The following is a 23,401-nucleotide window of genomic DNA, read 5'->3' on the forward strand; positions in this document are numbered from 1 at the left end:
CCCTTAGCCGTCGCGGTCGCGGAACACCGGCAGCACGATCTGCTCTGGAGCGATGGCCAGTACCTTGAACAGCTCGCCCATCGCCCGTGGTCCGGCAAGGCGCTCGACTTCGCCGGCCAGGCGCTCGCGGGTCGCCTCGTCTGCGTTGGCGCCGAGGTGCCCCGCGCGTTCGAGCAGCCCCATGGCAAGCAGGAACGAGCCCTGTGTCCTGCAATCGGCGCGCAGGCCGGCAGTCCGGGCCGAGGCAGCAAGGGCAGCGAAATCGACATGCGCGGTGAGATCGGCGTCACCGGGGCTGGCAAGCACATCCTCGTATTGGTGGTTGCGCAAAGCCTGCAAGGTGTCGCCGACGCCGGGCTTCAGATGACCATAGTCGAAGAAAAGGCCTGCGCCGCCATGTGCTGCGACGCGGTCGGCGATCGCCTGCATCAAGGCTGAACGTGCCGGGGCGAGTTCAACAATGGCACCGTTGAGCGCACCCTCGGCATCGCGTGGCAACAGCGCGGGATCAAGTGAGGCCGCACCGGCAAAAAAAGCGAGCTCACCGGTGGCGTCCAGCCCAACCATGCGTTCGCGCCAGCCATCGGCGGTTCGCACGAATTGCCGTACCGGAACGGCGTCGAACAACTCGTTGCCGACGATCAAGAGCGGCTGATCGAGCAAGGTCGCAGTCGTTTCATGCCATTCGACACCGGCGGCCATTCCGTTCAGCGTGTTCTTCTGGACTTCGCGCAGGCGCGGGCTGGTCTCGATGAGGGCGATCGAGGCCCCCGTGGCAAAAACCGGATCGAGGCGCTGCAGCGTGCGCAGCATGTCCTTCATCAAGGTGCCGCGGCCCGGTCCGATTTCGGCCAACGTAACGGGCATTGGCGAGCCGATGGCGCGCCAGGCCTCGTAGCACCAGACCGCCACCAGTTCGCCGAACATCTGGCTGACCTCCGGTGCGGTGATGAAGTCACCGCCTCTGCCGAAGGGTTCGCGCGTCGTATAATAACCCGCCTCGGGATCGAACAGGCAAAGCGCCATGTATTCGCTGGCAGGGATAGGCCCGACCGTCGTGATCACCTCGATGATGCGGCGTTTCAGGCCGCTCATGCCGGCTGCGTATGCGTGACCGGCCTGGCTGACGCCATGCACCAGAGGCCGATGAGAACCATCGGCGCTGACAGCACCATGCCCATGGTGAGCCAGCCGCCGAAAAGATAGCCGAGCTGCTGGTCGGGCTCACGGAAGAATTCGACGAATATGCGCGACAGGCCATAGCCGGCGACGAAAGCGCCCGAGACGAAACGCGGCGTCATCAGTTTCAGTCGCGAATGGGTCAGGAAGCGCAGCACCAGAAAGAGCACGAGGCCTTCGAGCAACGCCTCGTAGATCTGGCTGGGATGGCGGGCGAAGGGGCCGCCGTTCGGAAACTCGACCGCCCAGGGCACTGTGGTAAGCCGTCCCCAAAGCTCGGAGTTGATGAAATTGGCAAGCCGGCCGAGGCCCAGGCCGACAGGCACGCCCGCGGCCACCACGTCGAACAGCGACCAGACATGGATGCCGCGCGAGCGGGCGAAGAAATACATCGCCAGTATGGTGCCGGTGATGCCGCCGTGGAAGGACATGCCGCCGTCCTGGAGGTAGAAGATCTCGATCGGATTGTTGAAGTAGCGCGGGAAATTGTAGAAGAGCACATAACCAAGCCGGCCGCCGGCGACGATGCCGACTGCGGCCCAGACGACAAAGTCGTCGATGTCGATGGGCTTCATCGGCAGCTTGCCGTCCGGCCACAGCCTGGTGTTGGTGATGAGGCGCTTGGCATACCACCAGGCAAACAGGATGCCGACGACATAGGCGACGCCGTACCAATGCACTTTCAAGGGTCCGAAACCGAAGAACGGGCCGATCTGGAAGATGACCGGATCGATGTTCGGAAAAGAAAGGGCAGCCAGCGGCAGCAGGTCGCTCAAGGAAATCTCCCATGCGGATCGCGTTAAAGCGGAATGCGACGTTGTATCGCCGTTCCGCTCTATCTCTTTGTTTTGCCGCACGATCTTATTCGAAAAGTCGGCAACTTTTCGGCATCATGCTTTGAGGCGCGGACCATGGGCCAGGCTTTTGGCGGGGTCAAGGCGGAGCAACCTTGCATTCTGGCATGCGGCTCATTAGGTCAAATCAGCTAACAGGGGTTTTGCCATGTCGACCGGACCGAACCGCATCCTCGATGAATTCGCCAAGCTGGTGACCGATGCAGCGGGAGCCGCGCAAGGCGTGCGCCGCGAGGTGGAAACCGCCTTCCGCGCGCAGGCCGAGCGGTTGCTGAACTCCATGGAGATCGTGCAGCGCGAGGAATTCGAGGCGGTGCGCGAGATGGCGACCAAAGCACGCGAGGAAAACGCCAGGCTGGCGGCGCGTGTCGAAGCACTGGAAGCGCAGCTTGGCGGCTCGGCCGCCGCCAAGACCGAGAAACCCGCTTCAGCCACCACCGCGAAGCCACGCGCAAAAAAATAATTCGTTAAATCTTTCCACAACCCGCCGTCTGAAAAAGCGCTTTGTCGTGAATCGCTTAACAGCGACGTGTGACTCTTTGTGACTCCGCTTTCCACATGCGAATGGCCCGCCCCAAAAAATTGGGCTGGTCACGCGACTCCCGATCAATAGACTGAATTTGCTGCATGATTCGGAACGGGGTCATGCGCCGGGCGGTGGGGTCCGGTCATGGGGTGTTGCGTCGAGCAGTCCAGGCCGTCCGAGTTCTAGAACATTTGTTCGTTGTGCGTGCCTCCCCCGCGGAGCGTGCGGTGGCGCTCCCAGAACGACAGGAAGCATTCCATGGAACTTCTCGAACTCGAATTTTCCCGCGAGATCCATCCAGTCGATGTGATCGAGCAGGTGGCGCACAACAACGACTGGTCCTTCGAGCGGGCCGGTGACGACGAAATCTCGATCTCGGTGACCGGAACCTGGACCGATTATCACGTGTCATTTTCCTGGATGGAGGATTTCGAGGCGCTCCATCTCGCCTGTGCTTTCGACATCAAGGTTCCCGAGAACCGCACGCTCGAGGTGATGCGGCTGCTGTCGCTGATCAACGAACAGATGCTGTTCGGCCATTTCGACCTTTGGGAGCAGGAAGGCGCGATCATGTTCCGCCAGTCGCTGCTGCTTGCCGGCGGTGTCGAGCCATCGAGCCAGCAGGTGGAAGTGCTGTTGTCCTCGGCATTGGAAGCGTGCGAATGCTACTTCCAGGCGTTCCAGTTCGTCGTCTGGTCCGGCACCTCGGCCAAGGACGCACTGTCGAGCGTGCTGTTTGAAACCTATGGCAATGCCTGATCACCGAGAAAATGACTGTCAGTACCGAGCGTAAACCCGAGATCACCTTTGCCGATTTCGACCGTGTCGACATCCGTGCCGGCACGATCGTCGAGGCCGAGCCCTTTCCTGAAGCGCGCAAGCCGGCGATCAAGCTGAAGATCGATTTCGGGCCGGAGATCGGCGTGAAGAAGTCCTCGGCGCAGATCACCAAATATTATTCGCCGGACAGCGTCGTCGGTCGGCAGGTCTTCGCGGTGGTGAATTTCCCGCCGCGCCAGATCGGCAAGTTCATGTCGGAAGTCCTGACACTCGGTTTTCCCGATGGCGATGGCGACGTCGTGCTTGGCGCGATCGAGCGCAAGGTGCCTGACGGTGGCCGGCTCTTCTAGAGCGTTTCTGTTTTTAACGAAAACACTCCAGCCCCTTTGTCTTACGCAATTCCGGACGGGGAACCGCTCCAAGTCCGTCTTGGAAATTCGGCGGCATCAGGCCGCTAGTTTCTCACGTCTGCCGAGCGCTTCGTGGACGGTATCCATGAACATGTCAGCGCAGGCCTTCCACGTGTAGCGCATTGCGCGTTCGCGCGCTTCAGCCCGGCTCACGGTCAGGGCGTCGAGGCAGGCCTGGCGCAGGTCGTCGGAGACCTTGCCGCCGATGCCGTCGCCGACGATGTCTATCGGTCCCGTCACCGGATAGGCGGCGACGGGTGTGCCGCTGGCCAGCGCCTCGATGATGACGTTGCCGAACGTGTCCGTGCGGCTGGGAAACACGAAAACGTCCGCCGAAGCGTAGATTTCTGCGAGTTCCCCGCTCGGGCGATGGCCGAGGAAATGTGCGTTGGGATAGCGTGCCGACAGCTTGGTGCGTTCCGGTCCGTCGCCGACGATGACCTTGCTGCCGGGCAGGTCGAGATCGAGGAAAGCCGGCAGATTCTTTTCGATGGCAACGCGGCCGACCGACAGGAAGATCGGGCGTGGGAAGGGCAGCTCGCCGCGCTTGTCGGGGCGGAAATGCTCGATATCGACACCGCGCGTCCAGGGCTTCAGCTTGTTGAAGCCGCGCGAGGTCAGATCGTCGGCCAGCGACTGGGTGGCGACCAGCGTGCCCTGGCCGGAATTGTGGAAATCGCGCAGCCAGTTATAGGCCCAGCGTTCCGGTACCGGCAGGCGGGCGCTGAGATATTCAGGAAAGCGCGTATGATAGCTGGTGGTGAAGGGGCGGCCGTTTGCCCGGCAGTAACGTCGCGCCATGATGCCCAGCGGGCCCTCGGTGACGATGTGGATGTGATCCGCGTTCGAATCCGCAATCAGCCGGGCGACATGGCGCGGCGTGGTCAGCGCCAGCCGGATGTCGGGGTAGGTCGGGAGGGGCAGAGTGCGGAAGGTGTTGGGGGTCAGGAACTGGGTTTCGACGCCTTGCACCTTCAGGGTTTCCGTCAGCCGCTCCAGTGTGTGAACGACGCCATTGACTTGCGGGCGCCAGGCGTCAGTGACCATCAGGATGCGCATGGGACCTCGCCGCAATGCCGTGGGTTTTGTGCGCGCGCGTTCGGAAAGGAAGGCCAGTCAACAGCCATTCCTCGCGCCAGTCCGGCCTGGCGGGCAGGACGCCGGGATCCAGGCGCCAGATCGAATCATGGACTACCGCGCGTTTCATGGGCGCTGTTGACCATGTTTTCATGACGTGGCGATGAATTGGAGCGGGGCGGCCTCGAAGCTCCGGAGCCTAAAGCATTCCCGCTTTCCGGATGCAAAACCGTACTTTGCTGGAACTGCTCTAGGACGGCACTCTGATGATGGCGCGCAAGCCACCGAGCGGACTGTCTTCGAGCGCAATGTCGCCGCCGTGGGTTCGTGCGATGTCGCGCGCAATGGAAAGGCCGAGACCGGTGCCGCTGGCATCGAGGTTGCGGGCTTCGTCCAGCCGCACGAAGGGTTTGAAGACTTCTTCGCGCTTATCCTCCGGGATGCCGGGACCATCGTCATCGATGGTCACCACCAGCGCGCCGCGGCTGTTGACGGCCCTGATCTCGACCGTCTTGCCATAACGGAAGGCATTGCCGGCGACATTCGACAGCAGTCGTTCAAAGGCATTCGGCCGCACATGCACGAGCTTGGGTCCGCTGACCGTGGTGGTCAGCTTGCGCTTGCGCAGAGCGGCTTCGTCGCGCAGCTTCTGGAAATAGGTTTCGAGGTCGAAATCGCCCTGGTCCTCCGAGGCTTCGCCGCGCGCGAAGGCGAGATACCCTTCGAGCATCGACTGCATGTCCTGGATGTCCTGGTTGAGCGCCTCGGTGTCGGTGCGCTTGCCGCCGATCAGTGCCAGTTGCAGTTTGAAGCGGGTGAGTACGGTGCGCAGGTCATGGCTGACGCCGGTCAGCATTGCCGTGCGTTGTTCCATCTGCCGCTCGATACGTTCGCGCATCTGGATGAAGGCAAAGCCGGCACGCCGCACTTCCTCGGCGCCGCGCGGCCGGAAATCGCGCGGCATCGGCCGGCCCTTGCCAAAACTCTCCGCAGCTTCGGTGAGCGCCAGGATCGGCCGGATCTGGTTGCGCAGGAAAGGGATGGCGATCATCAGGAGCACGAGCGAGGCGCCGACCATCCAGATCAGGAAGACGATGGTGTTGGAGGCATAGGCCTGGCTGCGTCGTACGAAAACACGCAGAACCTTGTCTTCGAGCTGGATGCGCACCTCGATGACGTTGGAGTTGCCGACGGTATCGATCCAGAAGGGGCGATTGATCTGGCGCGTGATTTCGGCTGGAAGCACGTCGTCCAGGATGGAGAAGAAAGGTCGCGGTCCTGGCGGCGGCAGTGGGTCGGGGGGCAAAAGGTCGACCTTCAGTTGCATGCGGTCCTGCGCCATGCGGATGATGTTGGCGTAGTCGGCTTCGCGCGGATAGGTTTCCATCAGGTCGACGACGGCGGCGATATCGCGCACCACCGCCTGCGACAGGCGCTGGGTCATCTGCTGCCAGTGCCGTTCGAGGAAAACGTAGGCAACAACCGACTGCAGCAGGATCATCGGTGCGATGACGATGATCAGCGAGCGGGCATAGAGCCGCTTAGGCATATAGAAAGAAACAAGGCGCCAGAATCTACGCCAGCCGCGCGGCAACGCACCCAACGTGCGCGCGATGCGTCCGTCCTGCGGTTGCGGTCCCTGCAATTCCGAAGTCGCCATTCACCTACCGGTTTGCGCGATGCCGCTGCCGAAGCGGCGACGCTGCATTCTATTCCACGCTCAACCGATACCCAATACCGCGAACGGTCTGCAGCCAGACTGGATTGGCCGGATCGCGCTCGATCTTGCGGCGCAGACGGTTGATCTGGACATCGATGGTGCGCTCGCCCACCTCCGAATCGTCGCCGACAAGTTCATGTCGCGGGATCGTCTCGCCGGCGCGGGCAGCGAAGATCGCCAGGATCTCCTGTTCGCGATCAGTCAGCTTCAATGCCTCGCCACCCTTCTTCAGTTCGCGCTTGGCGATCTGGAACGTATAGGGGCCAAACACCAGCTGCTCGACCTTCGGTGTGGTGGCCGGGCCGCCGCGGCGCAGGATGTTGTTGATGCGCAGGATAAGTTCGCGCGGGTCGAATGGCTTCGGCAGGTAGTCGTCTGCACCGGCCTCGAGCCCGCTGATGCGGTTGTCGGTTTCCGATAGCGCCGTCAGCATCAGGATCGGCACGTTCTTGTCGGTCCGCAACGAGCGGGTCAGGTCAACACCACTTTCGCCGGGCATCATGATGTCGAGCACCAGAAGGTCGAAATCGAGACCGATCAGCTTGCGCCTTGCCTCGTCGGCGTTGCCAGCCACGGTGATACGGAAGCCGTTCTCGGTGAGATACTGTTTCAGCAGGTTGCGGATGCGGGTATCATCGTCGACCACCAGGAGATGCGGCGCATCGTCATTCGGAGCGGGCGGCCTGTCGGTCCTCTCAATGTTCTCCATCATCGTCCCCTGATCGTTGCTGGGTAGGGTTCGCGGGCAAGATATCAATCTGCGCCCTCAATTCCGGATTGACCATCGCCTTTAGGAACAACTCGATCGAACTGCGGTTCCCTAAACCGGAATCTCCCAATGCAGTATGGATGCGGCGTGACTGTGGCCGCGCCAGCGCCAATGCCAGCGCACGGCCCTTTTCTGTCGGATAAAGTTCGCGCTGTCGGCGGTCGCGTGGACCCGGCAATTGCACGATATGATCGGTGTCGATGAGCTGCTTGAGCACACGCGCCAAAGATTGCTTGGTGATCTTGAGCACTTCCAGCAGTTCCGCAACGGTGAGGCCGGGCCTGCGGTTGACAAAATGCAGCACGCGATGGTGCGCGCGACCGAAACCGTAGTCGGCCAGTATCTCGTCGGGATCGGAGGTAAAGTCGCGATAGGCAAAAAAGAACAGCTCGATGAGGCTGAAATCAATGCCGTCCTGCCCGCCTACCGGCGTTTTGATCGGCGCTCCTCGAACGGTCTTGCGGTTAGCCATGATGGTCCTGTGTTTAGCCGAAAAATATGTCAGCATTATTGACGTATTTTTCGGGCAGTGGTAATTTTCGATAAGCTTTAGGGCTGATTGCGCACGAAAAGGCAAGGCGGCAACGCCTTTCCCGCATTTTTCATCGATGTGCCTCCGACCCCTGCGCAAGCATCGCGCGGATCGCCCTCAAGCCGAATCGACAGCAACGCAACGTGACAACGCTGCGCAGGCCTGCCTGCGCCCGGGAGGATTCCATGACGACTGTTCCCTTCGACCAACTGGATGGATCCATCTGGATGAACGGCCGGTTCATCCAATGGGCCGATGCGAAAGTTCATGTACTGACCCACAGTCTGCACTATGGTGGCGCCGTCTTCGAAGGCGAGCGGGCTTACGGCGGCGAGATCTTCAAGCTGACCGAACACAGCGAACGGCTGCATGAATCTGCGCGCATCCTCGGCTACACCATTCCCTATTCGGTGGCTGAGATCGACGAGGCGTGCCGCGCCCTCCTGAAGATGCAGGGCTTTCAGGATGCCTATGTCAGACCGATCGCCTGGCGCGGCAGCGAGCAGACTTCGGTGGGCGCACAGAACAACCGCATTCATTGCGCGGTCGCCATCTGGCAATGGCCGAGCTATTTCGATCCGGAGCTGAAAATGCGCGGATTGAGACTCGACTGGGCGGAGTATCGCCGGCCGGACCCGCGTACGGCGCCCTCGAAATCAAAGGCGTCGGGTCTCTATATGATCTGTACCATGTCGAAACACTTCGCCGAGGCCAAAGGCTATGCGGACGCCCTGATGCTCGACTGGCGCGGGCAGGTGGCCGAGGCGACCGGCGCCAATGTGTTCTTCATCAAGGAAGGCAAGCTGCACACGCCGACCGCTGATTGCTTCCTCGACGGCATCACGCGGCGCACCGTGATGGATCTGGCGCGTCAGCGTGGTATCGAGGTCGTCGAACGCGCCATTCTGCCGGAAGAACTCGCGAGCTTCGAGGAGTGCTTCCTGACAGGCTCTGCCGCGGAGGTCACACCGGTGAGCGAGGTTGGCCAATATCGATTCGCCGTGGGCGCCATCAGCAGAACACTCGTGCAAGCCTATGCAAACGCTGTTCAACCCGCAAAAGCAGTCGTCGCTGCCTAAGAAATTTGGCGGTTTGTGCTCAAAGGGCAGTTATGCGCTGCTTTTTTGTTCGCACGTTTTTCTGCCATTTGACTTTCAGCCGATTCGCGGTCTCACTTCGGTAGTCTGCCTGCGGCGGCAGGCATCCAAGGAGGGACTAAAGAATGGAAACACTTCTCCCGATCATCGTCCAGGTGGTCACCGGCATCATCGGCGGTCAGGCGGTGGGTGCAGCGCTGCAGCAGGCGGCAATGTCCCAGCTTCCCAAGATCCTCGGCGGTGCCATCGGTGGTGTTGGCGGCGCGGCCATCCTCGGCAGCCTGCTCGGCGGCGGCGCGGTTGACCCGGCTGCGGCTACGGCAGCTGTCGGTGGTCTGGGCAGCGCGCTCAACCTTAACAACATCGTCGGCGGCGCCGGCGGTGGCGCAATCCTGACGGGCATCATCGGCCTGGTCATGAACGCGATGAAAAAGTAAGCGCAGTCACTTCAAGTTTTCAAAAATGGGCGGCTTCGGCCGCCCATTGCATTTGCTGATCCCTGACCGCCCCTTGTGTCGACGAACTGGACGCGAACGCCTTCGCCCTCTAGTTGAAGGGAAGTGATCAAGGAGCCATCATGGGTCAGCTCAATGCCGGTATCGTGCCGGTCACACCGTTCCAGCAGAATTGCACCATTCTATTCGACGGCGACAGCAAGGCTGGGGTGATCATCGATCCTGGCGGCGATGTCGAACGCATCCTGGCGGCGGTGCGTGACAATGCCATTTCGGTCGAGGCGATCTGGATCACGCACGGCCATATCGACCATGCCGGTGGTGCGATGGACCTCAAGGACGCGCTCGGCATTGAGATCATCGGTCCGCATGAGGACGACCGGTCACTGCTCGACAATCTCGAGAACCAGGCTCGCCGTTTCGGCATAACCGACACGATCCGCAACTGCGTGCCGGACCGTTTCCTGACCGAGGGTGAGACGGTGTCGTTCGGTGACCACAGCTTCGAGGTGCTGCATTGTCCGGGGCATGCGCCGGGACACGTCGTCTTCTTCAATCGCGCGGCGCGTTTTGCGCATGTCGGCGATGTGCTTTTCCACGGCTCGATTGGACGTACCGATCTTCCTGGCGGCAATCACGAGACCCTGATCCGCATGATCAAGGAAAAGCTGCTGCCGCTGGGGGACGATATCGGCTTCCTGTGCGGGCATGGTCCCGGCAGTCGCTTCGGGGACGAGCGCCGCTCCAACCCTTTCCTCGTCTGACATCCGGAGCCTCGATTCCCTGACGAGTGCCTGAAAAAAGCGCCGCCTGGGAGGCGGCGCTTTCGGGATCGGACAGCGGACTTGAAAGTCTGTGTTCGTCAGTTGGCGGTGCAGAAATGCTGCAGGCCGTCATATCCTGTGAACGTGCCTGAACGCGCGTTGAACGAACGGTAGCGGTTCGAACAATAGCTGTACCATTCCGGGCTCCACGGCTCGACGCCGGCGTAGGAATAGTATTGCCGCACGACGGGCCGCGGGCGCACGACATAGCGGGGCCGTGGCTCGTAATACGGATCGTAGTCGTCATAATAGGCGGGTTCGCGATAGCGCGGCTGAGACAGGGCGCCTGCGATGATCGCGCCGGCCGCGAGGCCGACAACACCGGCTGCCAGGGCATCGCCACCGCGATCACGGTGATGGCGGCGCCAGCGCCAATCATCTGCACTCGCAGGGGAAAAGGTTGCCAGGGTCGTCGCGCCGACGGCAACGGACAGGATGGCGGCTTTGACAAATCGGTTCATGACGGTCTCCTTCGTTCCGGTTCGCCCGCTTCTTTCGGAGGCGTCGTCCGGTCTTGCAGCCAGTAATAGGCGGTCGTGGCTGAACGGAGGCTGAACGAAATCGCTGCCGCGAAAATCTGTCAAAGATGCCCCACCGCGCCATTTTGCGATGGGCAATGCTCAGTCGATCGAGGTCGTCCGTAACGGATCGGCTCAACCGACCGTCAGATTGACCGCCTTGGGACCCTTGCCGCGCTTGTCCGGCTCGGTGTCGAAAGTCACTTTCTGTCCATCTTCAAGACCAGGAAGCCCGGATGCCTGCACCGCGGAAATATGAACGAAAACGTCCTTTGCTCCGTCGTCCGGCGTAATGAAGCCGAAGCCCTTGGCATGATTGAAGAATTTGACAGTGCCGGTCTGCGGCATGGGAAACTCCTTGTGAACCCCATCAGTCCAGTCTCCGGGCACATGGTGACCCAGAGTGGAAATTTGTCGTTTATTTTGACGGTATCGGCAAGAAAAACTTTTGCCGTTGGTTAGCCGTCGACCGGCGAATGCTTGGGCGGTCAGACAAAAGGCGCGGCGAAAACCGCCACGCCTTTCGGATTTGTTGCCGCGCGTTGATCGGGCGCTGTCTTAAGCTGCGGTCAGATTGACCGCCTTCGGTCCCTTGCCCTTGCGATCAGGCTCAACTTCGAAGCTGACTTTCTGTCCGTCCAGCAGCGTGCGCAGGCCGGAGGCCTCGACTGCTGAAATATGAACGAAGACATCCTTGTCGCCGTTGTCGGGCGTGATGAAGCCGAAGCCTTTGGTGGAGTTGAAGAACTTTACGGTACCGGTCTGGGCCATTGGAATAACTCCTCACCCGTTCAAGGATGGGTTCCGCCCTCGTCCTGCGCCGATGGGCAGTTCCCGGTGGTTTTTTCGGCGCTCATGCATTTGCGCATGACAAAACCCCCCGCCGAAAAACGGGGCTGTCAGAGATTCACATTATCGGGGAAAGGGTCGTTCAAACGTTCCAGTCTCCGGGTCGCAAATGCCCGAACACGGAATCTATCGCACGGAAATGTGATCGTTGCAAGCTGGAGCAGGTTGCTTGGCTCCCAGCCTGCGCTCGCACTAGACCTTAGGCAAGCCGAGGTCATCTGCCACAGGCCGGCAAAGATAGGTGCAGAGCCCAAGCCGGGCCGTTCACCACGGCAGGACGTGGCGCTTGCGTAAGCTTCCGCAACGTCTATTCAATCGGGAATGATACAGCGCCGCGGTCGCGGCGCTGTATTACCGGCGCATGCGCCGGTTTGGGGGTGATGGAGAGAGGGCCATGACATTTCTGAAATTCTTCCTGCGGCCGCAAAGCCTCGCGCTGGCGGTTCTGGCGATCGTTCTGGCGGCTTGTACCGTTGTGGTGGATGAGGGGCCGGGACCTCGGCCGCGTCCGCCCTATCCAGGCCCGGGGCCGCAATTCTGCACGCGCGAATACGAACCCGTCTGTGCGCGGCGTGGCGGCGACAGGCAAACCTTCGCCAACGCCTGCATGGCACGGCGTTCCGGATATCGCGTCATCGGTGACGGCCAGTGCCGCGGCGGCGGCTGGGATGACGGCGATGACCGCCCGCAGTTCTGCACCCGCGAATATGCCCCGGTCTGTGCACGCCGGTACGGACAATTGCAGACCTTCCCGAATGGCTGTGAAGCGCGTGCCGCAGGCTGGCGCGTCGTCGACGACGGGCCGTGCTGATCAACCTGCAAGCGCCCATTGCCGATCGCGGTGGGCGCCCCTTAGCACGCCGCGCTTGAAAGCGCCTGCCGGATGGCCTAGAGCAATTCCAGCAAAAGTGCGCAGCGGTTTTGCGTCTGGAATTGCGTAAAAACAAAGAGTTAGAGCGTTTCCGCGTTTCCGTGAAAAACGGAAACGCTCTAGGTCGCAACAGGCTCATACGAACAAGGCAGGTGTCCCATCAACCGGGCATTGAGACGGCGCGAAGGCGCAAAGGGCGGGGCAGGCGGCTCCGGGCAGCCTCCACGGGGGGGCGATCTTGATCGGGCCGTCGCCCAGGCGTTGCAACTGCACCAGACGGGGCGGCTGCAGGAAGCGGAAAGCCTTTATCGGCAGGCTCTTGCCGCCAAGGCCGGTCATTCGGCTGCGGCGCATTTCCTCGGGCTCTTGCTCCACCAGACTGGTCGCAGCACCGAAGGACTGGTCTTGCTTGAACAGTCGCTGCGTGCTGAACCTCGCAACCCCGATTTTCTCAACAACTACGGCACGGTGCTGCGCGACACGGGCCGGGCCGTCGCGGCTGCCGACCAGTTCCGCAAGGCCGTGGCCGCAAAGGCGGATCACGCGGCAGCGCGCGAAAACCTCGGTTCCACATTGCGCCAGATCGGTCATTTCGATGCCGCCGAGGAGGTCTTTCGCGCCACGATCGGTCGCAATCCGTTCCAAATGCGCGCCAGGGCGGGGCTCGCCGAGACGCAGCAGGAGGCGGGCCGGCTGGATGACGCACTCGCCACATTCCGCGAGGCGCTGACCATTCGTCCGAAGGATGCGGACCTCAATCACGGCTATGGCGTCGGGCTGATGGAGAAAGGCCGCCTGGCCGAGGCGGCAGAACATTTCCGCACGGCTTTGGCGGCGGAGCCGACTCAGGCCAAGTCGTGGATGATGCTGTCCCAGGTGAAGCCTCAACGCGAACCCGACGGCGAACTTGCCGCCATGGAGACACAACACGCCAAGGCGCCGGCCGACAGTCCGGCACGCATGCAGCTATCCTTCGGCCTCGGCAAGCTGCATGACGATCTCAAGATCTATGACAAGGCTTTCGACTATTTTGCCGAAGGCAACGCGATCCGCCGCAAGGGCATCGCCTATGATGGGGCAAGGACCCGCGCCGAATTCGAGGCGATGAAGGCGACCTTCACCAAGGAGTTCTTCGAAATACACAAGCCGAGCACGATCGAAGACGATGCACCGATCTTCGTTGTCGGCATGCCGCGTTCGGGTACGACGCTGGTCGAACAGATCATCGCCAGCCACCCGCAGGTGTTCGGCGCAGGGGAGTTGACCATCTTGAAGACGGCCGTCGGCAAGGGTTTTCCACTCGACATGAAGGGCGGCTTCCCGGCGGGCATCGCCGACATGCCGGGCAAGGCCTTTGCTGACGCGGGGCACGACTATCTCGACATGCTGCATGCCCGCTATCCGGGGTTCAACCACATCACCGACAAGATGCCGGGCAATTTCCTGCTGGTCGGCTTCCTGCATTTGATGTTGCCGAAGGCCAGGATCGTGCATTGCAGCCGCAATGCGGTGGCGACATGCCTGTCGATCTTCAAGTCGCATTTCCGTGGCGATGGCCATCTCTATGGCTACGATCTCACCGAGCTGGCCGACTTCCACAATCTCTATGTGGATATGATGGCACATTGGCACGCGGTTCTGCCGGGTGTCGTGCACGATGTGCGTTATGAGGATTTCGTCGCCGATCAGGAAGGTCAGAGCCGGGCGCTGATCGACTATCTCGGCCTGCCGTGGAGTGAAGCGGTGCTGTCGTTCCACGAGAATGAGCGGCAGGTGCGCACGGCCTCGGCCGCTCAGGTGCGCCAGCCTATGTACAAGGGCTCCGTCGATCTCTGGAAACGCTATGGCGAGCGGCTCAATCCGCTGATCGAGCGGCTGAAGTAGCGCTCGTTGAAGGACAAACCGCCGGATCATCTGGGGATATGACCCGGCGGCTGGAAGCGAGCCTGACGTGAGGTCGGCCTCTGGCTACTTGGGGGCGTTCATTGCCCAGTTGATGCCGAACGGATCGCGCAGGCTGCCCCAGCGGTCGCCCCAGAACATGTCGCCGAGAGGATTTTCGATCTCGCAACCGGCTTCCACCGCGCGTTTCCACCAGCCATCGATATTGTCGGCCTGAAGGATGAGCTGCATCGTATAGCCTTGAGCCGGTTTGTGCGGATGGCCATGCTCGGGGAAGGCATCGCTCAGCATCAGCGATGAACCATTGACATAGAGATGGATGTGCATGGTGCGACCCTGTTCATCCGGCGGATAGGCAAACACTTCCTCGGCGCCGAAGGCATGCTTGTAGAATTCAGCGGCCTTCACGGCGCCATCCACCTGCAGATAGGCGATCAATCCACCAAGCACTTTCGGGCGGGGGTATTCGGTCTGTGCTGTCGTGTCGTTCATAGGGGGCTCCTCTCGTTTGTTGGGGCAGCTTACGGGTTCAGCGAATTCGCACGGGCGATCAGCCCGAACGGCCGGTTCGCCCAGCCATCGGCTGTCTCGGGCCAACCGATATCCTTGCGCAGTTCGATCGGCAGCGAACGAAGCACGCGCTCGGTCCGGGCGCGGGTGCGTGCCGCCGAATATTCGGTCGCGATGCGACCAATGGATGACAGGATCGACATGGTGCATTCTCCCTTGTTGGCGGCGACATCATTGTGCCGACATCCAAGGAACGAATGGTGCGACTGCTTCCCGACAGCGGGGGCGAGATTTTTTTCGCAACAGGCTTACTGGCGAACGCGATGGCGGGATGACTGGCCGAAATGTGCCGGTTAAACGCTGCGCCTCAGCATGTAGTAAAGGATACCGAACAGCACCGGTGAAAACGGAACCGTCATAAGCAGATAGCCACCTTGGCCAAGAGCGCTTTCGAAGAAATATGAACAGACGACTACGGCCAGTGTCAGCCCGGCAGCAAGGAGTGCTGCAGCGCCGCGGCCGTCAGAACCATCCGATGAGATGTCAGTTCTTCTGTCTGGCTTCATTGGAAACGCCGCCCCGGTTGAGAGCCCGTTTCGCCGAGAATAAAGCGCAACCATTACCTCTTTCTGAAACCGGCACTGCCATTCCCGGCAAGTGTGGTTACCGAGGATGTCAGTGTCCTGGCCGGCCTGTCTTGCCCGGGCGCCGCTTCTGCCTGGCCTTGTCCCCCGGATCCTCGTAGGAGCCGATGCCAGCGCGCTCACGCACGATCGGCTTGACGTCCTCGGGTTTGACAGGAAGCGTGCCTTCGATGGGCTTTTCGGTGCGCCGCACCGTCATCTCGTCGAGCGAGTTCTTGCGGAACAGCGACTTGCCGTCATCCGGCGTGCCGTAATCCGAGCCATGCGCTTCGGCAGCCGTCTGCTTCTTGAACAGCGAACGTGAGATTGCGCCGGCCGGTGTCTCCTGATCGGTTCCTGGGCCCATGTCGTCGATGGAGGGTTTCTGGAACAGCGGTTTCTTCACCGGAACCGCGCCATCGGCGCCCATCTCGTCGAGGTGCGGTTTGCGGAACAGGTTGGGCCGGGCAGCCTTGGTGGCTTCTTCGGCGGCACGCGCTTCGTCGAGCTTGCGGAAACGCTCCTGTTCTTCGGCGGTACGATGTTTGGCGACACCCTTGTTGTGCCTGCCTTTCTCGCGGCCCGAGGCCGGACTCTGTCCTTCGACTTCGCGTGCCAGCGGGTCGTCGGAAATGGCGAGTTCCATCTCGCGCAGCCGCTTGATCTCGTCGCGTACGCGGGCGGCCTTTTCGAAATCGAGATTGGCGGCGGCATCGCGCATCTGCTTGTCGAGCGCTTCCAGATGGGCCTTGAGGTTGTTGCCCATCATCGCGCCGGCATTGTCGGTAAACTGCGAGATGTCGGCGCGGACGTGATCCTTTTCGTAGACCGAATCCAGGATGTCGGCGATGCGCGACTTCACGCTTTCCGGGGTGATGCCGTTGGCGGTGTTGTATTCCATCTGCTTTTCGCGGCGGCGATTGGTCTCCGCCATCGCGCGTTCCATCGAGCCGGTGACGGTATCGGCATAGAGGATGACCTTGCCGTCGACATTGCGCGCGGCGCGGCCAATGGTCTGGATCAGCGAAGTTTCCGAACGCAGGAAGCCTTCCTTGTCGGCATCGAGGATGGCGACAAAACCGCATTCGGGAATGTCGAGGCCCTCGCGCAGCAGGTTGATGCCAACCAGCACGTCGAATGCGCCGAGGCGCAGGTCGCGCAGGATCTCGATGCGTTCCAGCGTATCGATGTCGGAGTGCATGTAGCGCACGCGAATGCCATTCTCGTGCAGATATTCGGTCAGATCCTCGGCCATGCGCTTGGTCAGCACCGTCACCAGCGTCCGGTAGCCCTTGGCGGTGGTTTCACGGATTTCGCCGACGACATCGTCGACCTGGCTCTTGGCTGGACGGACCTCGACTGGCGGGTCGATAAGGCCGGTCGGGCGGATGACCTGTTCGGCGAAGACGCCGCCCGACTGCTCCAGCTCCCAGCTGCCCGGCGTGGCCGAGACGCCGACGGTGAGCGGGCGCATGGCATCCCATTCCTCGAAGCGCAGCGGCCGGTTATCCATGCAGGACGGCAGGCGGAAGCCATATTCCGCCAGCGTCGCCTTGCGCCGAAAGTCGCCCCGGTACATGCCGCCGATCTGCGGTACGGTGACGTGGCTTTCATCGATGAACACCAGGGCGTTGTCCGGGATGTATTCGAACAGCGTCGGTGGCGGATCGCCGGGGTTGCGACCGGTGAGGTAGCGTGAATAGTTCTCGATGCCGGCGCAGGAGCCGGTTGCCTCGAGCATTTCGAGGTCGAAGCGCGTGCGCTGTTCCAGCCGCTGCGCTTCCAGCAGGCGCCCGGCTTTTTCGAGCTCGACAAGGCGATGCTGCAACTCTTCCTTGATCGACTTGATGGCCTGGTTGAGTGTCGGCCGCGGCGTCACATAGTGCGAGTTGGCGTAGATCTTCACGCTCTTCAGGTCACCGGTCTTGGTGCCGGTCAACGGATCGAATTCAGTGATCGACTCGATCTCGTCGCCGAACATCGAGATTCGCCAGGCGCGGTCCTCAAGGTGGGCCGGGAAGATCTCGATCGTATCGCCTCGCACGCGGAACGAGCCACGCACGAAGTTGGCGTCCTGACGCTTGTACTGTTGCGCGACGAGGTCGGCGAGCAACTGCCGCTGGTCGAGGCGGTCGCCGATCGTCATCTGGAAGGTCATCGCCGTATAGGTTTCGACCGAACCGATACCGTAGATGCAGGACACCGACGCCACGATGATGACGTCGTCACGTTCGAGCAGCGAGCGCGTCGCCGAGTGGCGCATGCGGTCGATCTGCTCGTTGATCGAGCTTTCCTTCTCGATAAAGGTGTCGGTTCGCGGAACATAGGCTTCCGGCTGGTAGTAGTCGTAGTAGGAGACGAAGTACTCGACCGCGTTGTCGGGGAAGAACTTCTTGAACTCGGCATAGAGCTGCGCGGCCAGCGTCTTGTTCGGCGCGAGGATCAGGGCGGGGCGCTGCGTCTCCTCGATGACCTTGGCCATGGTGAAGGTCTTGCCCGAACCGGTAACGCCGAGCAGCACCTGGGTGCGGTCCTCATTGGCGACGCCTTCGACCAGATCCTTGATCGCCGTCGGCTGATCGCCGGACGGCGTGAACTCGGTCTCCATCTTGATGGTGATGCCGCCTTCGGACTTTTCCGGACGCTCGGGGCGGTGCGGTGTCCACAGCACGCCGTTCTTGTGCAATGGGTTGCCGCTCTCGATCAGGTCGGCCAACGCCTGAACTGTCGCGGTGACGCCCGAATTGGATAGGAAGGCTGCGTCTTCCAGGCTGATGTCGAGACCGGCGACCGGGTTGAGGCCTGCAGCTGCCCGCTCCTTGGCGGAAGCTGCGCCGCCCATCGAGGTACCACGCGCCGTACGGGTCGGTGCGGCGCTCTTCTCCGGCACTTTCTTGGGTTTTGGCGGGGCCTTCTCAGCTTCCTTGGCGATCTGCTCGGCCCAGCCCGAGATCGAACCGCTCAACGGCGTGCCGGTGAATTCAGCCTGCTGTGCCTCCTCGAAGCCGCCGCCCCGATGCAACGGTTCCGAAGCGTCGAGGTAATCGGTGACTCCGTTGCCGCGCTTGCGCGGTGCGGAACGATCCTCCGGGCGAGGCGGGTTCTTTTCAGGGGATTTGGCCATGCTCCGAATATGGGAGGAGTCCGCTGAAATGGGAAGAGCCGAAAGGTTAGGAACGACCTCACGACTGCAATGTCAGCTGGGCTCCTGACATGAGGTTGTCAGGAGCGGATTCGGGATCGCAGTCCATGCTGCCTCAATGGCGGTCACCTTTCAGGCCGGATCGTGCTGGCCCGGCACAGATGGTCGATCTGCTCCATTCAGCACGCGTTGAGCAACCCTATCTTGTTTCATGTTGGGGACGGGCGAGGGGCCGGACCGGGATCGTATTCGGCTGGCGATCGGTCAGCCGCATTCTCTGGGAGGAGAAACATCGTGACAAACCTGCAGGATGTCTATGTCCAATCCGATGCGCTCGGGGTTGCGGAACTGGTGCAGCGTGGCGAAGTCTCGCCGCTGGAGGTGGTCGAGACCGCGATCACGCTGATCGAGCAACTCAATCCCCGGCTCAACGCGGTCGTCCATCGACTCTATGAGATGGGGCGAGCGACCGCAGCCGAGGTCGACCGTAAGGCGACGTTCGCCGGGGTTCCGTTCCTTGCCAAGGAACTCGGCAGTTCATGGCAGGGCGCGCCGCTGACCAATTCGTCGTCCTACATGAAGGATCTCGTCGCCCAGGCGGATTCCGAGACCGTGCGCAGGGTCAAGGCGGCGGGGTTCGTGCTGGTCGGCAAGTCGAACGCGCCGGAAAACGGTTGGTCGATTTCGACCGAGCCGAAACTCTACGGCGCCACCATCAATCCATGGAAAGAAGGCATAACGGCCGGCGGCTCCAGCGGTGGCACGGCTGCGGCGGTCGCGTCCCGCATGGTGCAGGTCAGCGAGGCGAGCGACGGCGCCGGTTCCATCCGTATTCCGGCTTCCTGTTGCGGCATCGTTGGCCTGAAACCCTCGCGCGGTCGAGTCACGCTCGCTCCCGATGGCGATTTCTGGTACGGTGGCGCCTATTTCCTGTGCCATTCGCGCACGGTGCGCGACACCGCAGCCTATCTCGACGCCGTGGCAGGTGCATTGCCGGGCGATGCCTATGTTCCGCCGAGACCTGCCGAAAGCTGGCTCGATCTGTCACGGCGCGCGCCGAAGCGGCTGCGCGTCGGTTACACCGTAACCTCGAACAATGGCACGCCTGTCGACCCGCAGGTGAGGGCGACGGTCCTAGCCACCGCCAAGGCACTGGAGGGCCTTGGGTATGATGTCGAGGAGCACGATATGGCGCTCGACGGTAATGATGCGTGGAGCACCTACTGCCACATGGGACCGGTCGAAACGGCAGCGATGTTCGAAAACCTGGGCGAGGCCGTCGGCCGACCCGTCACGCGCGACGACGTCGAGCCGATCACCTGGGCCGTGATCGAGCGCGGCCGGTCGATCAGCGGTGTCGAGCATGTGCGTGATGTTGAAAAACTGCGCCGGCTCAGCCGTGCTATCGCGCAGGATCTTTTTTCCTACGACATCTATGTCACGCCGACATTGACGCAATTGCCGCGCCCGATGGGGCATTACGACATGTCGATGAGCGATCTCGACCGCTTCAACGCAAGATGGGCGGATGCCGGCTTTGCCTATCCGTTCAACATTTCCGGCCTGCCGGCGATCTCGCTGCCGCTCGGCTGGTCGGATGAGGCCATTCCGATCGGCGTGCAGTTGGTTGGCCGCTACGGCGACGAGGCCGTGGTGCTTGCAGTCTCAAGCCAGCTCGAGCAGGCAATGCCCTGGAAAGACAAACGCCCGCCGATCAGTGCGTGAGGCGAGGAGGCAAGCAGTCCAGCCGAGTCTCCCTGTCGAAAGCTCCAATGCTGACACATTTCCGGCCTACATCTGGGCGGATCAGACGGCTGTCAGGCAAGGCTAAACCGCTGTCGCGGTTATATAACGAAAGCCTGAAATGAACCGTGATCAGGTTCCTATTGCGGTGCAACATAGCGGACTCTAATTTGCGGCCGTCTTGGTAAGCGGCAGGGGCGAACGAAGATAGGCGCGTGCGGAAATCCCATAAGGATTGTCGCCGTGACCGGTTCCGATTGGAGTACGGCTTGGTACCGGCGGACATCGCTCTAGAGCAATTCCAGCAAAAGTACGCAGCGGTTTTGCGTCTGGAATTGCGTAAAAATGAAGAGTTGGAGAGTTTCCGTGTTTCCATGAAAAACGGAAGCGCTCTAGCGGCGCTCGAAATGCCCGGAAGAACCACTCGCCTTCTGGCGGCGCACATCGTTCCATCTGATGGAGCGGGCGTCGTCGCATGAGCAGCATCACCGGACGCCTCGTCAAGGGAAGCATGTGGCTCAGCCTGTCCAGGGCGATCGTCAATGCTTTGGCGACGCTCTCGACCTTTATCCTGGCCTGGTATCTGACACCTGCCGATTTCGGCCTTGTTGCACTGGCCACGACGATGTTGCTGATCGTCGACACGGTCACCCAGATTTCGCTTTCCGAAGCGCTGATCCGCCACAAGGCTCCGGATGAATCGCATTTCAGCGCCGCCTGGACGCTGAACGCCTCGCGCGGGTTGCTGCTCGGCCTGTTGTTCGCGGTTTTCGCCTATCCGGCGGCGCTCCTGTTCAACGAGCCACGGCTTACCGGCGTCATGCTGGCGCTTGGCGTCAGCATCCTCTTGGGCGGTCTGATCAATCCGCGCCGGATCATGCTGCAGCGTGACCTGATCTTCTGGCAGGAATTCGTGCTCGCGGTCTCGCAGAAGCTCACGGGTTTCGTCGCGGCAGTGGCGATCGCCATGATCTATCACAGCTACTGGGCGCTGGTGATCGGCACGTTGGTAAGCCAGGCCACCAATGTGGTGGTCTCCTACATGGTGCTGCCCTTCCGGCCGAGGATCACGTTCCAGCACATGAAGGAGTTCTTCTCCTTTTCGGCCTGGCTTACGGCCGGCCAGATCGTCAATACGCTCAACTGGCGCTTCGACTATCTGCTGGTCGGGAAGATGCTCGGTGGTTCAGCGCTCGGCTACTACTCGCTGGGCAGCAATCTGGCGATGATGCCGACGCGTGAAGCGACCATGCCGCTGACGCAGACGATCTATCCGGGCTTCGCCAGCATCCGCCAAGATCCGGCTCGTCTCGCCGCTGCCTATCAGCGCGTGCAGGCGCTGGTCGCGGCGATAGCGCTGCCGGCCGGCATCGGTGTCGCGGTGATCGCCGATCCACTGGTCCGGCTGACGCTTGGCGAGAAATGGGCGCCGGTGATCTTCATCATCCAGGCGCTGGCCTCGGTCTTCGCCTTGCAGACGCTGGGCTCGCTGGTGCAGCCACTCGGCATGGCCAAAGGCGAGACGCGGCTTTTGTTCGTCCGCGACACCCAGATGCTGCTGGTGCGTGTGCCGGTGATGGTGATCGGACTGGTCATGGCTGGCCTGCCGGGTGTGATCATCGGTCGTGTCTTCACCGGCCTGTTCAGTTCGCTGGTCAACATGATCCTGGTGCGGCGTTTCATCGGCGTCAGCGTGTCGAAGCAGCTTTGGGCGAATGTACGCGCGCTTGCCAGCATCGCGCTGATGGCCGCCGGCGTCGCGGTGGCGTCACATTATCTGGACTACACAACCGACAAGGTCGAACTCGCCAAGCAACTGGTGGTTCTGGTGAGCCTTGGAGGCTTTTTGTACTGCGCTTCCACCCTCATGCTCTGGATTTTGATGGGACGGCCCGAGGGGCCGGAAACGGAAATCCAGAAAATCCTGGGCAAGATCTATTCGAAAGTACGCCCCGCCTGACGATACACGACGACCAAGCGCGGCCGTCCAACATGCCAGATGGAGACATTCATGACGCCGAAATCAAATCAGGTCCTGATCAAGGAATTGCAGGACAGGATCCATGACTGCCTCAAGGACTATCTGTCGGTCGAGGAGCCTATGGCCATCCTCGATTTTCCGGACATCCGCAACTGCGGTGATTCCGCGATCTGGCTGGGTGAGATGGCCTATCTGAAGGATCGCTTCGGCAAGCGGCCAGCCTACGTCTCGCGCATCGATGATTTTTCGGCGGAAGAGCTGGAACAGGTGATGCCGAGTGGGCCGATCTTCATCCATGGCGGCGGCAATTTCGGCGATATCTGGGTTGCGCATCAGGATTTCCGTGAACGGATTCTCGAGCGTTTTCCGAACCGCCAGATCATCCAGTTCCCGCAGTCGATCCACTACGCGTCGGCCGAACGCATCCAAGAAAGCGCACGCGCCATCGCGCGGCACAAGAACTTCGTGCTGCTGGTGCGCGACGAGGAATCGATGGCGTTCGCCGAGAAGCACTTCGATTGCCAGGTACGCCTCTGTCCGGACATGGCCTTCGCCATTGGCGCCATCAAGCCGGCGGCGGCAGAGTTTCCGGTTCTCGCCATGCTGCGGTCAGACAAGGAAAAAGCGGGTGATGCCGATCTGTCCGCTTATGGCGATATTCCGGTCGAAGACTGGACGAGCGAATCCGCGCGAAGCGTACGCGTTTCCAAGGCGATCGGCGCTGCATCCGGCTTGCTGTCGCTGAAGCCGGGCGAGGTGCGGCTGCGCAAACTCGATGCAGCGGCGCACAACCGCTTCCAGCGTGGCATTCGCCAGATATCGCGCGGGCAAGCCATCGTCACCGACCGGCTGCATGTCCATATCTGCTCGCTGCTGATCGGGCGTCCACACGCCGTGCTGGACAACAGCTATGGCAAGGTGCGGCGTTTCATGAATGCCTTCTCGGGCGGAACCGATCTCTCCTACAAGGCAACGTCGCTGGACGATGGCATAAACTGGGCGCGCGGCCAGGCCCGACAGAGGATCGCCGCATGAGGTC

At 61.5% G+C, this 23,401-nt stretch carries 25 protein-coding genes; 12 read left to right on the forward strand and 13 right to left on the reverse strand.

Annotated elements, in window-relative coordinates:
- Positions 1 to 3: 3 nt before the first annotated feature.
- Together ACFWYE_RS08250 and lgt are read right to left on the reverse strand one after the other, a co-directional pair.
- Positions 4 to 1,095 (reverse strand): class I SAM-dependent methyltransferase, encoded by a 1,092-nt coding sequence (locus ACFWYE_RS08250; protein WP_379067698.1) that lies wholly within the window; start codon positions 1,093 to 1,095, stop codon positions 4 to 6.
- Positions 1,092 to 1,946: a prolipoprotein diacylglyceryl transferase gene (gene lgt / locus ACFWYE_RS08255; protein WP_379072947.1), complete on the reverse strand. Its 855-nt coding sequence runs from the start codon at positions 1,944 to 1,946 to the stop codon at positions 1,092 to 1,094. Before lgt ends, ACFWYE_RS08250 begins: the two co-directional genes overlap by 4 nt.
- 235 nt (positions 1,947 to 2,181) lie before the next feature.
- Between lgt and ACFWYE_RS08260 the strand changes: the two genes are divergently transcribed.
- The 3 genes from ACFWYE_RS08260 to ACFWYE_RS08270 all read left to right on the forward strand — a co-directional run bounded on the left by ACFWYE_RS08260 (position 2,182) and on the right by ACFWYE_RS08270 (position 3,689).
- The gene (locus tag ACFWYE_RS08260; protein WP_379067701.1) at positions 2,182 to 2,496 is read left to right on the forward strand and encodes an accessory factor UbiK family protein; all 315 of its coding nucleotides are present in this window, start codon (positions 2,182 to 2,184) and stop codon (positions 2,494 to 2,496) included.
- Positions 2,497 to 2,817: 321 nt separating this feature from the next.
- The gene (locus ACFWYE_RS08265; protein WP_054310552.1) at positions 2,818 to 3,318 is read left to right on the forward strand and encodes a YbjN domain-containing protein; all 501 of its coding nucleotides are present in this window, start codon (positions 2,818 to 2,820) and stop codon (positions 3,316 to 3,318) included.
- 11 nt (positions 3,319 to 3,329) lie between these two features.
- Complete coding sequence (locus ACFWYE_RS08270) at positions 3,330 to 3,689, forward strand: tRNA-binding protein (protein WP_379110699.1); 360 nt, start codon at positions 3,330 to 3,332, stop codon at positions 3,687 to 3,689.
- Positions 3,690 to 3,785: 96 nt separating this feature from the next.
- Here ACFWYE_RS08270 and ACFWYE_RS08275 read toward each other — a convergent pair whose 3' ends face one another.
- The 4 genes from ACFWYE_RS08275 to ACFWYE_RS08290 all read right to left on the reverse strand — a co-directional run bounded on the left by ACFWYE_RS08275 (position 3,786) and on the right by ACFWYE_RS08290 (position 7,787).
- Positions 3,786 to 4,808 (reverse strand): glycosyltransferase family 4 protein, encoded by a 1,023-nt coding sequence (locus ACFWYE_RS08275; RefSeq protein ID WP_379110700.1) that lies wholly within the window; start codon positions 4,806 to 4,808, stop codon positions 3,786 to 3,788.
- A gap of 268 nt (positions 4,809 to 5,076) precedes the next feature.
- Entirely contained in the window at positions 5,077 to 6,486 is a 1,410-nt protein-coding gene (locus ACFWYE_RS08280) for an ATP-binding protein (RefSeq protein WP_379110702.1), read from the reverse strand.
- A gap of 49 nt (positions 6,487 to 6,535) precedes the next feature.
- Complete coding sequence (locus ACFWYE_RS08285) at positions 6,536 to 7,255, reverse strand: response regulator transcription factor (RefSeq protein ID WP_326893995.1); 720 nt, start codon at positions 7,253 to 7,255, stop codon at positions 6,536 to 6,538.
- The gene (locus tag ACFWYE_RS08290; protein WP_379110704.1) at positions 7,242 to 7,787 is read right to left on the reverse strand and encodes a MarR family winged helix-turn-helix transcriptional regulator; all 546 of its coding nucleotides are present in this window, start codon (positions 7,785 to 7,787) and stop codon (positions 7,242 to 7,244) included. The genes ACFWYE_RS08285 and ACFWYE_RS08290 overlap by 14 nt, the downstream gene beginning before the upstream one ends.
- A 245-nt stretch (positions 7,788 to 8,032) precedes the next feature.
- Here ACFWYE_RS08290 and ACFWYE_RS08295 point away from each other — a divergent pair, with 245 nt between their 5' ends.
- From ACFWYE_RS08295 to ACFWYE_RS08305, 3 genes are all read left to right on the forward strand, one after another.
- Positions 8,033 to 8,926, forward strand: coding sequence for a branched-chain amino acid aminotransferase (locus ACFWYE_RS08295; RefSeq protein WP_379110706.1), 894 nt, complete (start codon positions 8,033 to 8,035; stop codon positions 8,924 to 8,926).
- A 143-nt stretch (positions 8,927 to 9,069) separates the two neighbouring features.
- Positions 9,070 to 9,381 carry a hypothetical protein gene (locus ACFWYE_RS08300; protein WP_379067715.1) on the forward strand — a complete coding sequence of 104 codons (312 nt, stop codon included), beginning with the start codon at positions 9,070 to 9,072 and terminating at the stop codon, positions 9,379 to 9,381.
- A 140-nt stretch (positions 9,382 to 9,521) separates the two neighbouring features.
- The gene (locus ACFWYE_RS08305; RefSeq protein WP_379110708.1) at positions 9,522 to 10,163 is read left to right on the forward strand and encodes an MBL fold metallo-hydrolase; all 642 of its coding nucleotides are present in this window, start codon (positions 9,522 to 9,524) and stop codon (positions 10,161 to 10,163) included.
- Between the two features lie 98 nt (positions 10,164 to 10,261).
- Here the strand turns inward: ACFWYE_RS08305 and ACFWYE_RS08310 are convergent, their stop codons facing one another.
- The 3 genes from ACFWYE_RS08310 to ACFWYE_RS08320 form a co-directional block, all read right to left on the reverse strand.
- Positions 10,262 to 10,684 carry a BA14K family protein gene (locus ACFWYE_RS08310; RefSeq protein ID WP_101939641.1) on the reverse strand — a complete coding sequence of 141 codons (423 nt, stop codon included), beginning with the start codon at positions 10,682 to 10,684 and terminating at the stop codon, positions 10,262 to 10,264.
- Positions 10,685 to 10,876: 192 nt separating this feature from the next.
- A complete protein-coding gene (locus ACFWYE_RS08315) occupies positions 10,877 to 11,089 on the reverse strand; it encodes a cold-shock protein (protein ID WP_024925394.1) in 213 nt (70 codons plus the stop codon).
- A 210-nt stretch (positions 11,090 to 11,299) separates the two neighbouring features.
- On the reverse strand, positions 11,300 to 11,512 hold the full coding sequence (locus tag ACFWYE_RS08320; protein WP_129413846.1) for a cold-shock protein: 213 nt from the start codon (positions 11,510 to 11,512) through the stop codon (positions 11,300 to 11,302).
- A gap of 472 nt (positions 11,513 to 11,984) precedes the next feature.
- On the opposite strand from ACFWYE_RS08320, the gene ACFWYE_RS08325 reads away from it, so the two are divergent.
- Positions 11,985 to 12,401: a Kazal-type serine protease inhibitor domain-containing protein gene (locus ACFWYE_RS08325; RefSeq protein ID WP_379110710.1), complete on the forward strand. Its 417-nt coding sequence runs from the start codon at positions 11,985 to 11,987 to the stop codon at positions 12,399 to 12,401.
- A gap of 321 nt (positions 12,402 to 12,722) precedes the next feature.
- The gene (locus ACFWYE_RS08330) at positions 12,723 to 14,345 is read left to right on the forward strand and encodes a tetratricopeptide repeat-containing sulfotransferase family protein (RefSeq protein WP_379110712.1); all 1,623 of its coding nucleotides are present in this window, start codon (positions 12,723 to 12,725) and stop codon (positions 14,343 to 14,345) included.
- 84 nt (positions 14,346 to 14,429) lie between these two features.
- Here the strand turns inward: ACFWYE_RS08330 and ACFWYE_RS08335 are convergent, their stop codons facing one another.
- From ACFWYE_RS08335 to uvrB, 4 genes are all read right to left on the reverse strand, one after another.
- A complete protein-coding gene (locus ACFWYE_RS08335) occupies positions 14,430 to 14,855 on the reverse strand; it encodes a VOC family protein (RefSeq protein ID WP_379110714.1) in 426 nt (141 codons plus the stop codon).
- 29 nt (positions 14,856 to 14,884) lie between these two features.
- Positions 14,885 to 15,076: a hypothetical protein gene (locus tag ACFWYE_RS08340; RefSeq protein ID WP_101939646.1), complete on the reverse strand. Its 192-nt coding sequence runs from the start codon at positions 15,074 to 15,076 to the stop codon at positions 14,885 to 14,887.
- 150 nt (positions 15,077 to 15,226) lie between these two features.
- Positions 15,227 to 15,439: a hypothetical protein gene (locus ACFWYE_RS08345; RefSeq protein WP_379067733.1), complete on the reverse strand. Its 213-nt coding sequence runs from the start codon at positions 15,437 to 15,439 to the stop codon at positions 15,227 to 15,229.
- 109 nt (positions 15,440 to 15,548) lie between these two features.
- The gene (gene uvrB, locus ACFWYE_RS08350) at positions 15,549 to 18,620 is read right to left on the reverse strand and encodes an excinuclease ABC subunit UvrB (protein ID WP_379110716.1); all 3,072 of its coding nucleotides are present in this window, start codon (positions 18,618 to 18,620) and stop codon (positions 15,549 to 15,551) included.
- A 312-nt stretch (positions 18,621 to 18,932) separates the two neighbouring features.
- On the opposite strand from uvrB, the gene ACFWYE_RS08355 reads away from it, so the two are divergent.
- From ACFWYE_RS08355 to ACFWYE_RS08370, 4 genes are all read left to right on the forward strand, one after another.
- Positions 18,933 to 20,363 carry an amidase gene (locus ACFWYE_RS08355; RefSeq protein ID WP_379110718.1) on the forward strand — a complete coding sequence of 477 codons (1,431 nt, stop codon included), beginning with the start codon at positions 18,933 to 18,935 and terminating at the stop codon, positions 20,361 to 20,363.
- Positions 20,364 to 20,650: 287 nt separating this feature from the next.
- Entirely contained in the window at positions 20,651 to 20,860 is a 210-nt protein-coding gene (locus tag ACFWYE_RS08360) for a hypothetical protein (RefSeq protein WP_379110720.1), read from the forward strand.
- Positions 20,857 to 22,341 carry a lipopolysaccharide biosynthesis protein gene (locus tag ACFWYE_RS08365; protein WP_379110722.1) on the forward strand — a complete coding sequence of 495 codons (1,485 nt, stop codon included), beginning with the start codon at positions 20,857 to 20,859 and terminating at the stop codon, positions 22,339 to 22,341. Before ACFWYE_RS08360 ends, ACFWYE_RS08365 begins: the two co-directional genes overlap by 4 nt.
- A 51-nt stretch (positions 22,342 to 22,392) precedes the next feature.
- Positions 22,393 to 23,397: a polysaccharide pyruvyl transferase family protein gene (locus tag ACFWYE_RS08370; RefSeq protein WP_379067748.1), complete on the forward strand. Its 1,005-nt coding sequence runs from the start codon at positions 22,393 to 22,395 to the stop codon at positions 23,395 to 23,397.
- Positions 23,398 to 23,401: the final 4 nt, after the last annotated feature.

Origin of the sequence: Mesorhizobium sp. NPDC059025, from assembly GCF_042739655.1 — a bacterium.
Taxonomy (GTDB): Bacteria; Pseudomonadota; Alphaproteobacteria; order Rhizobiales; family Rhizobiaceae; genus Mesorhizobium.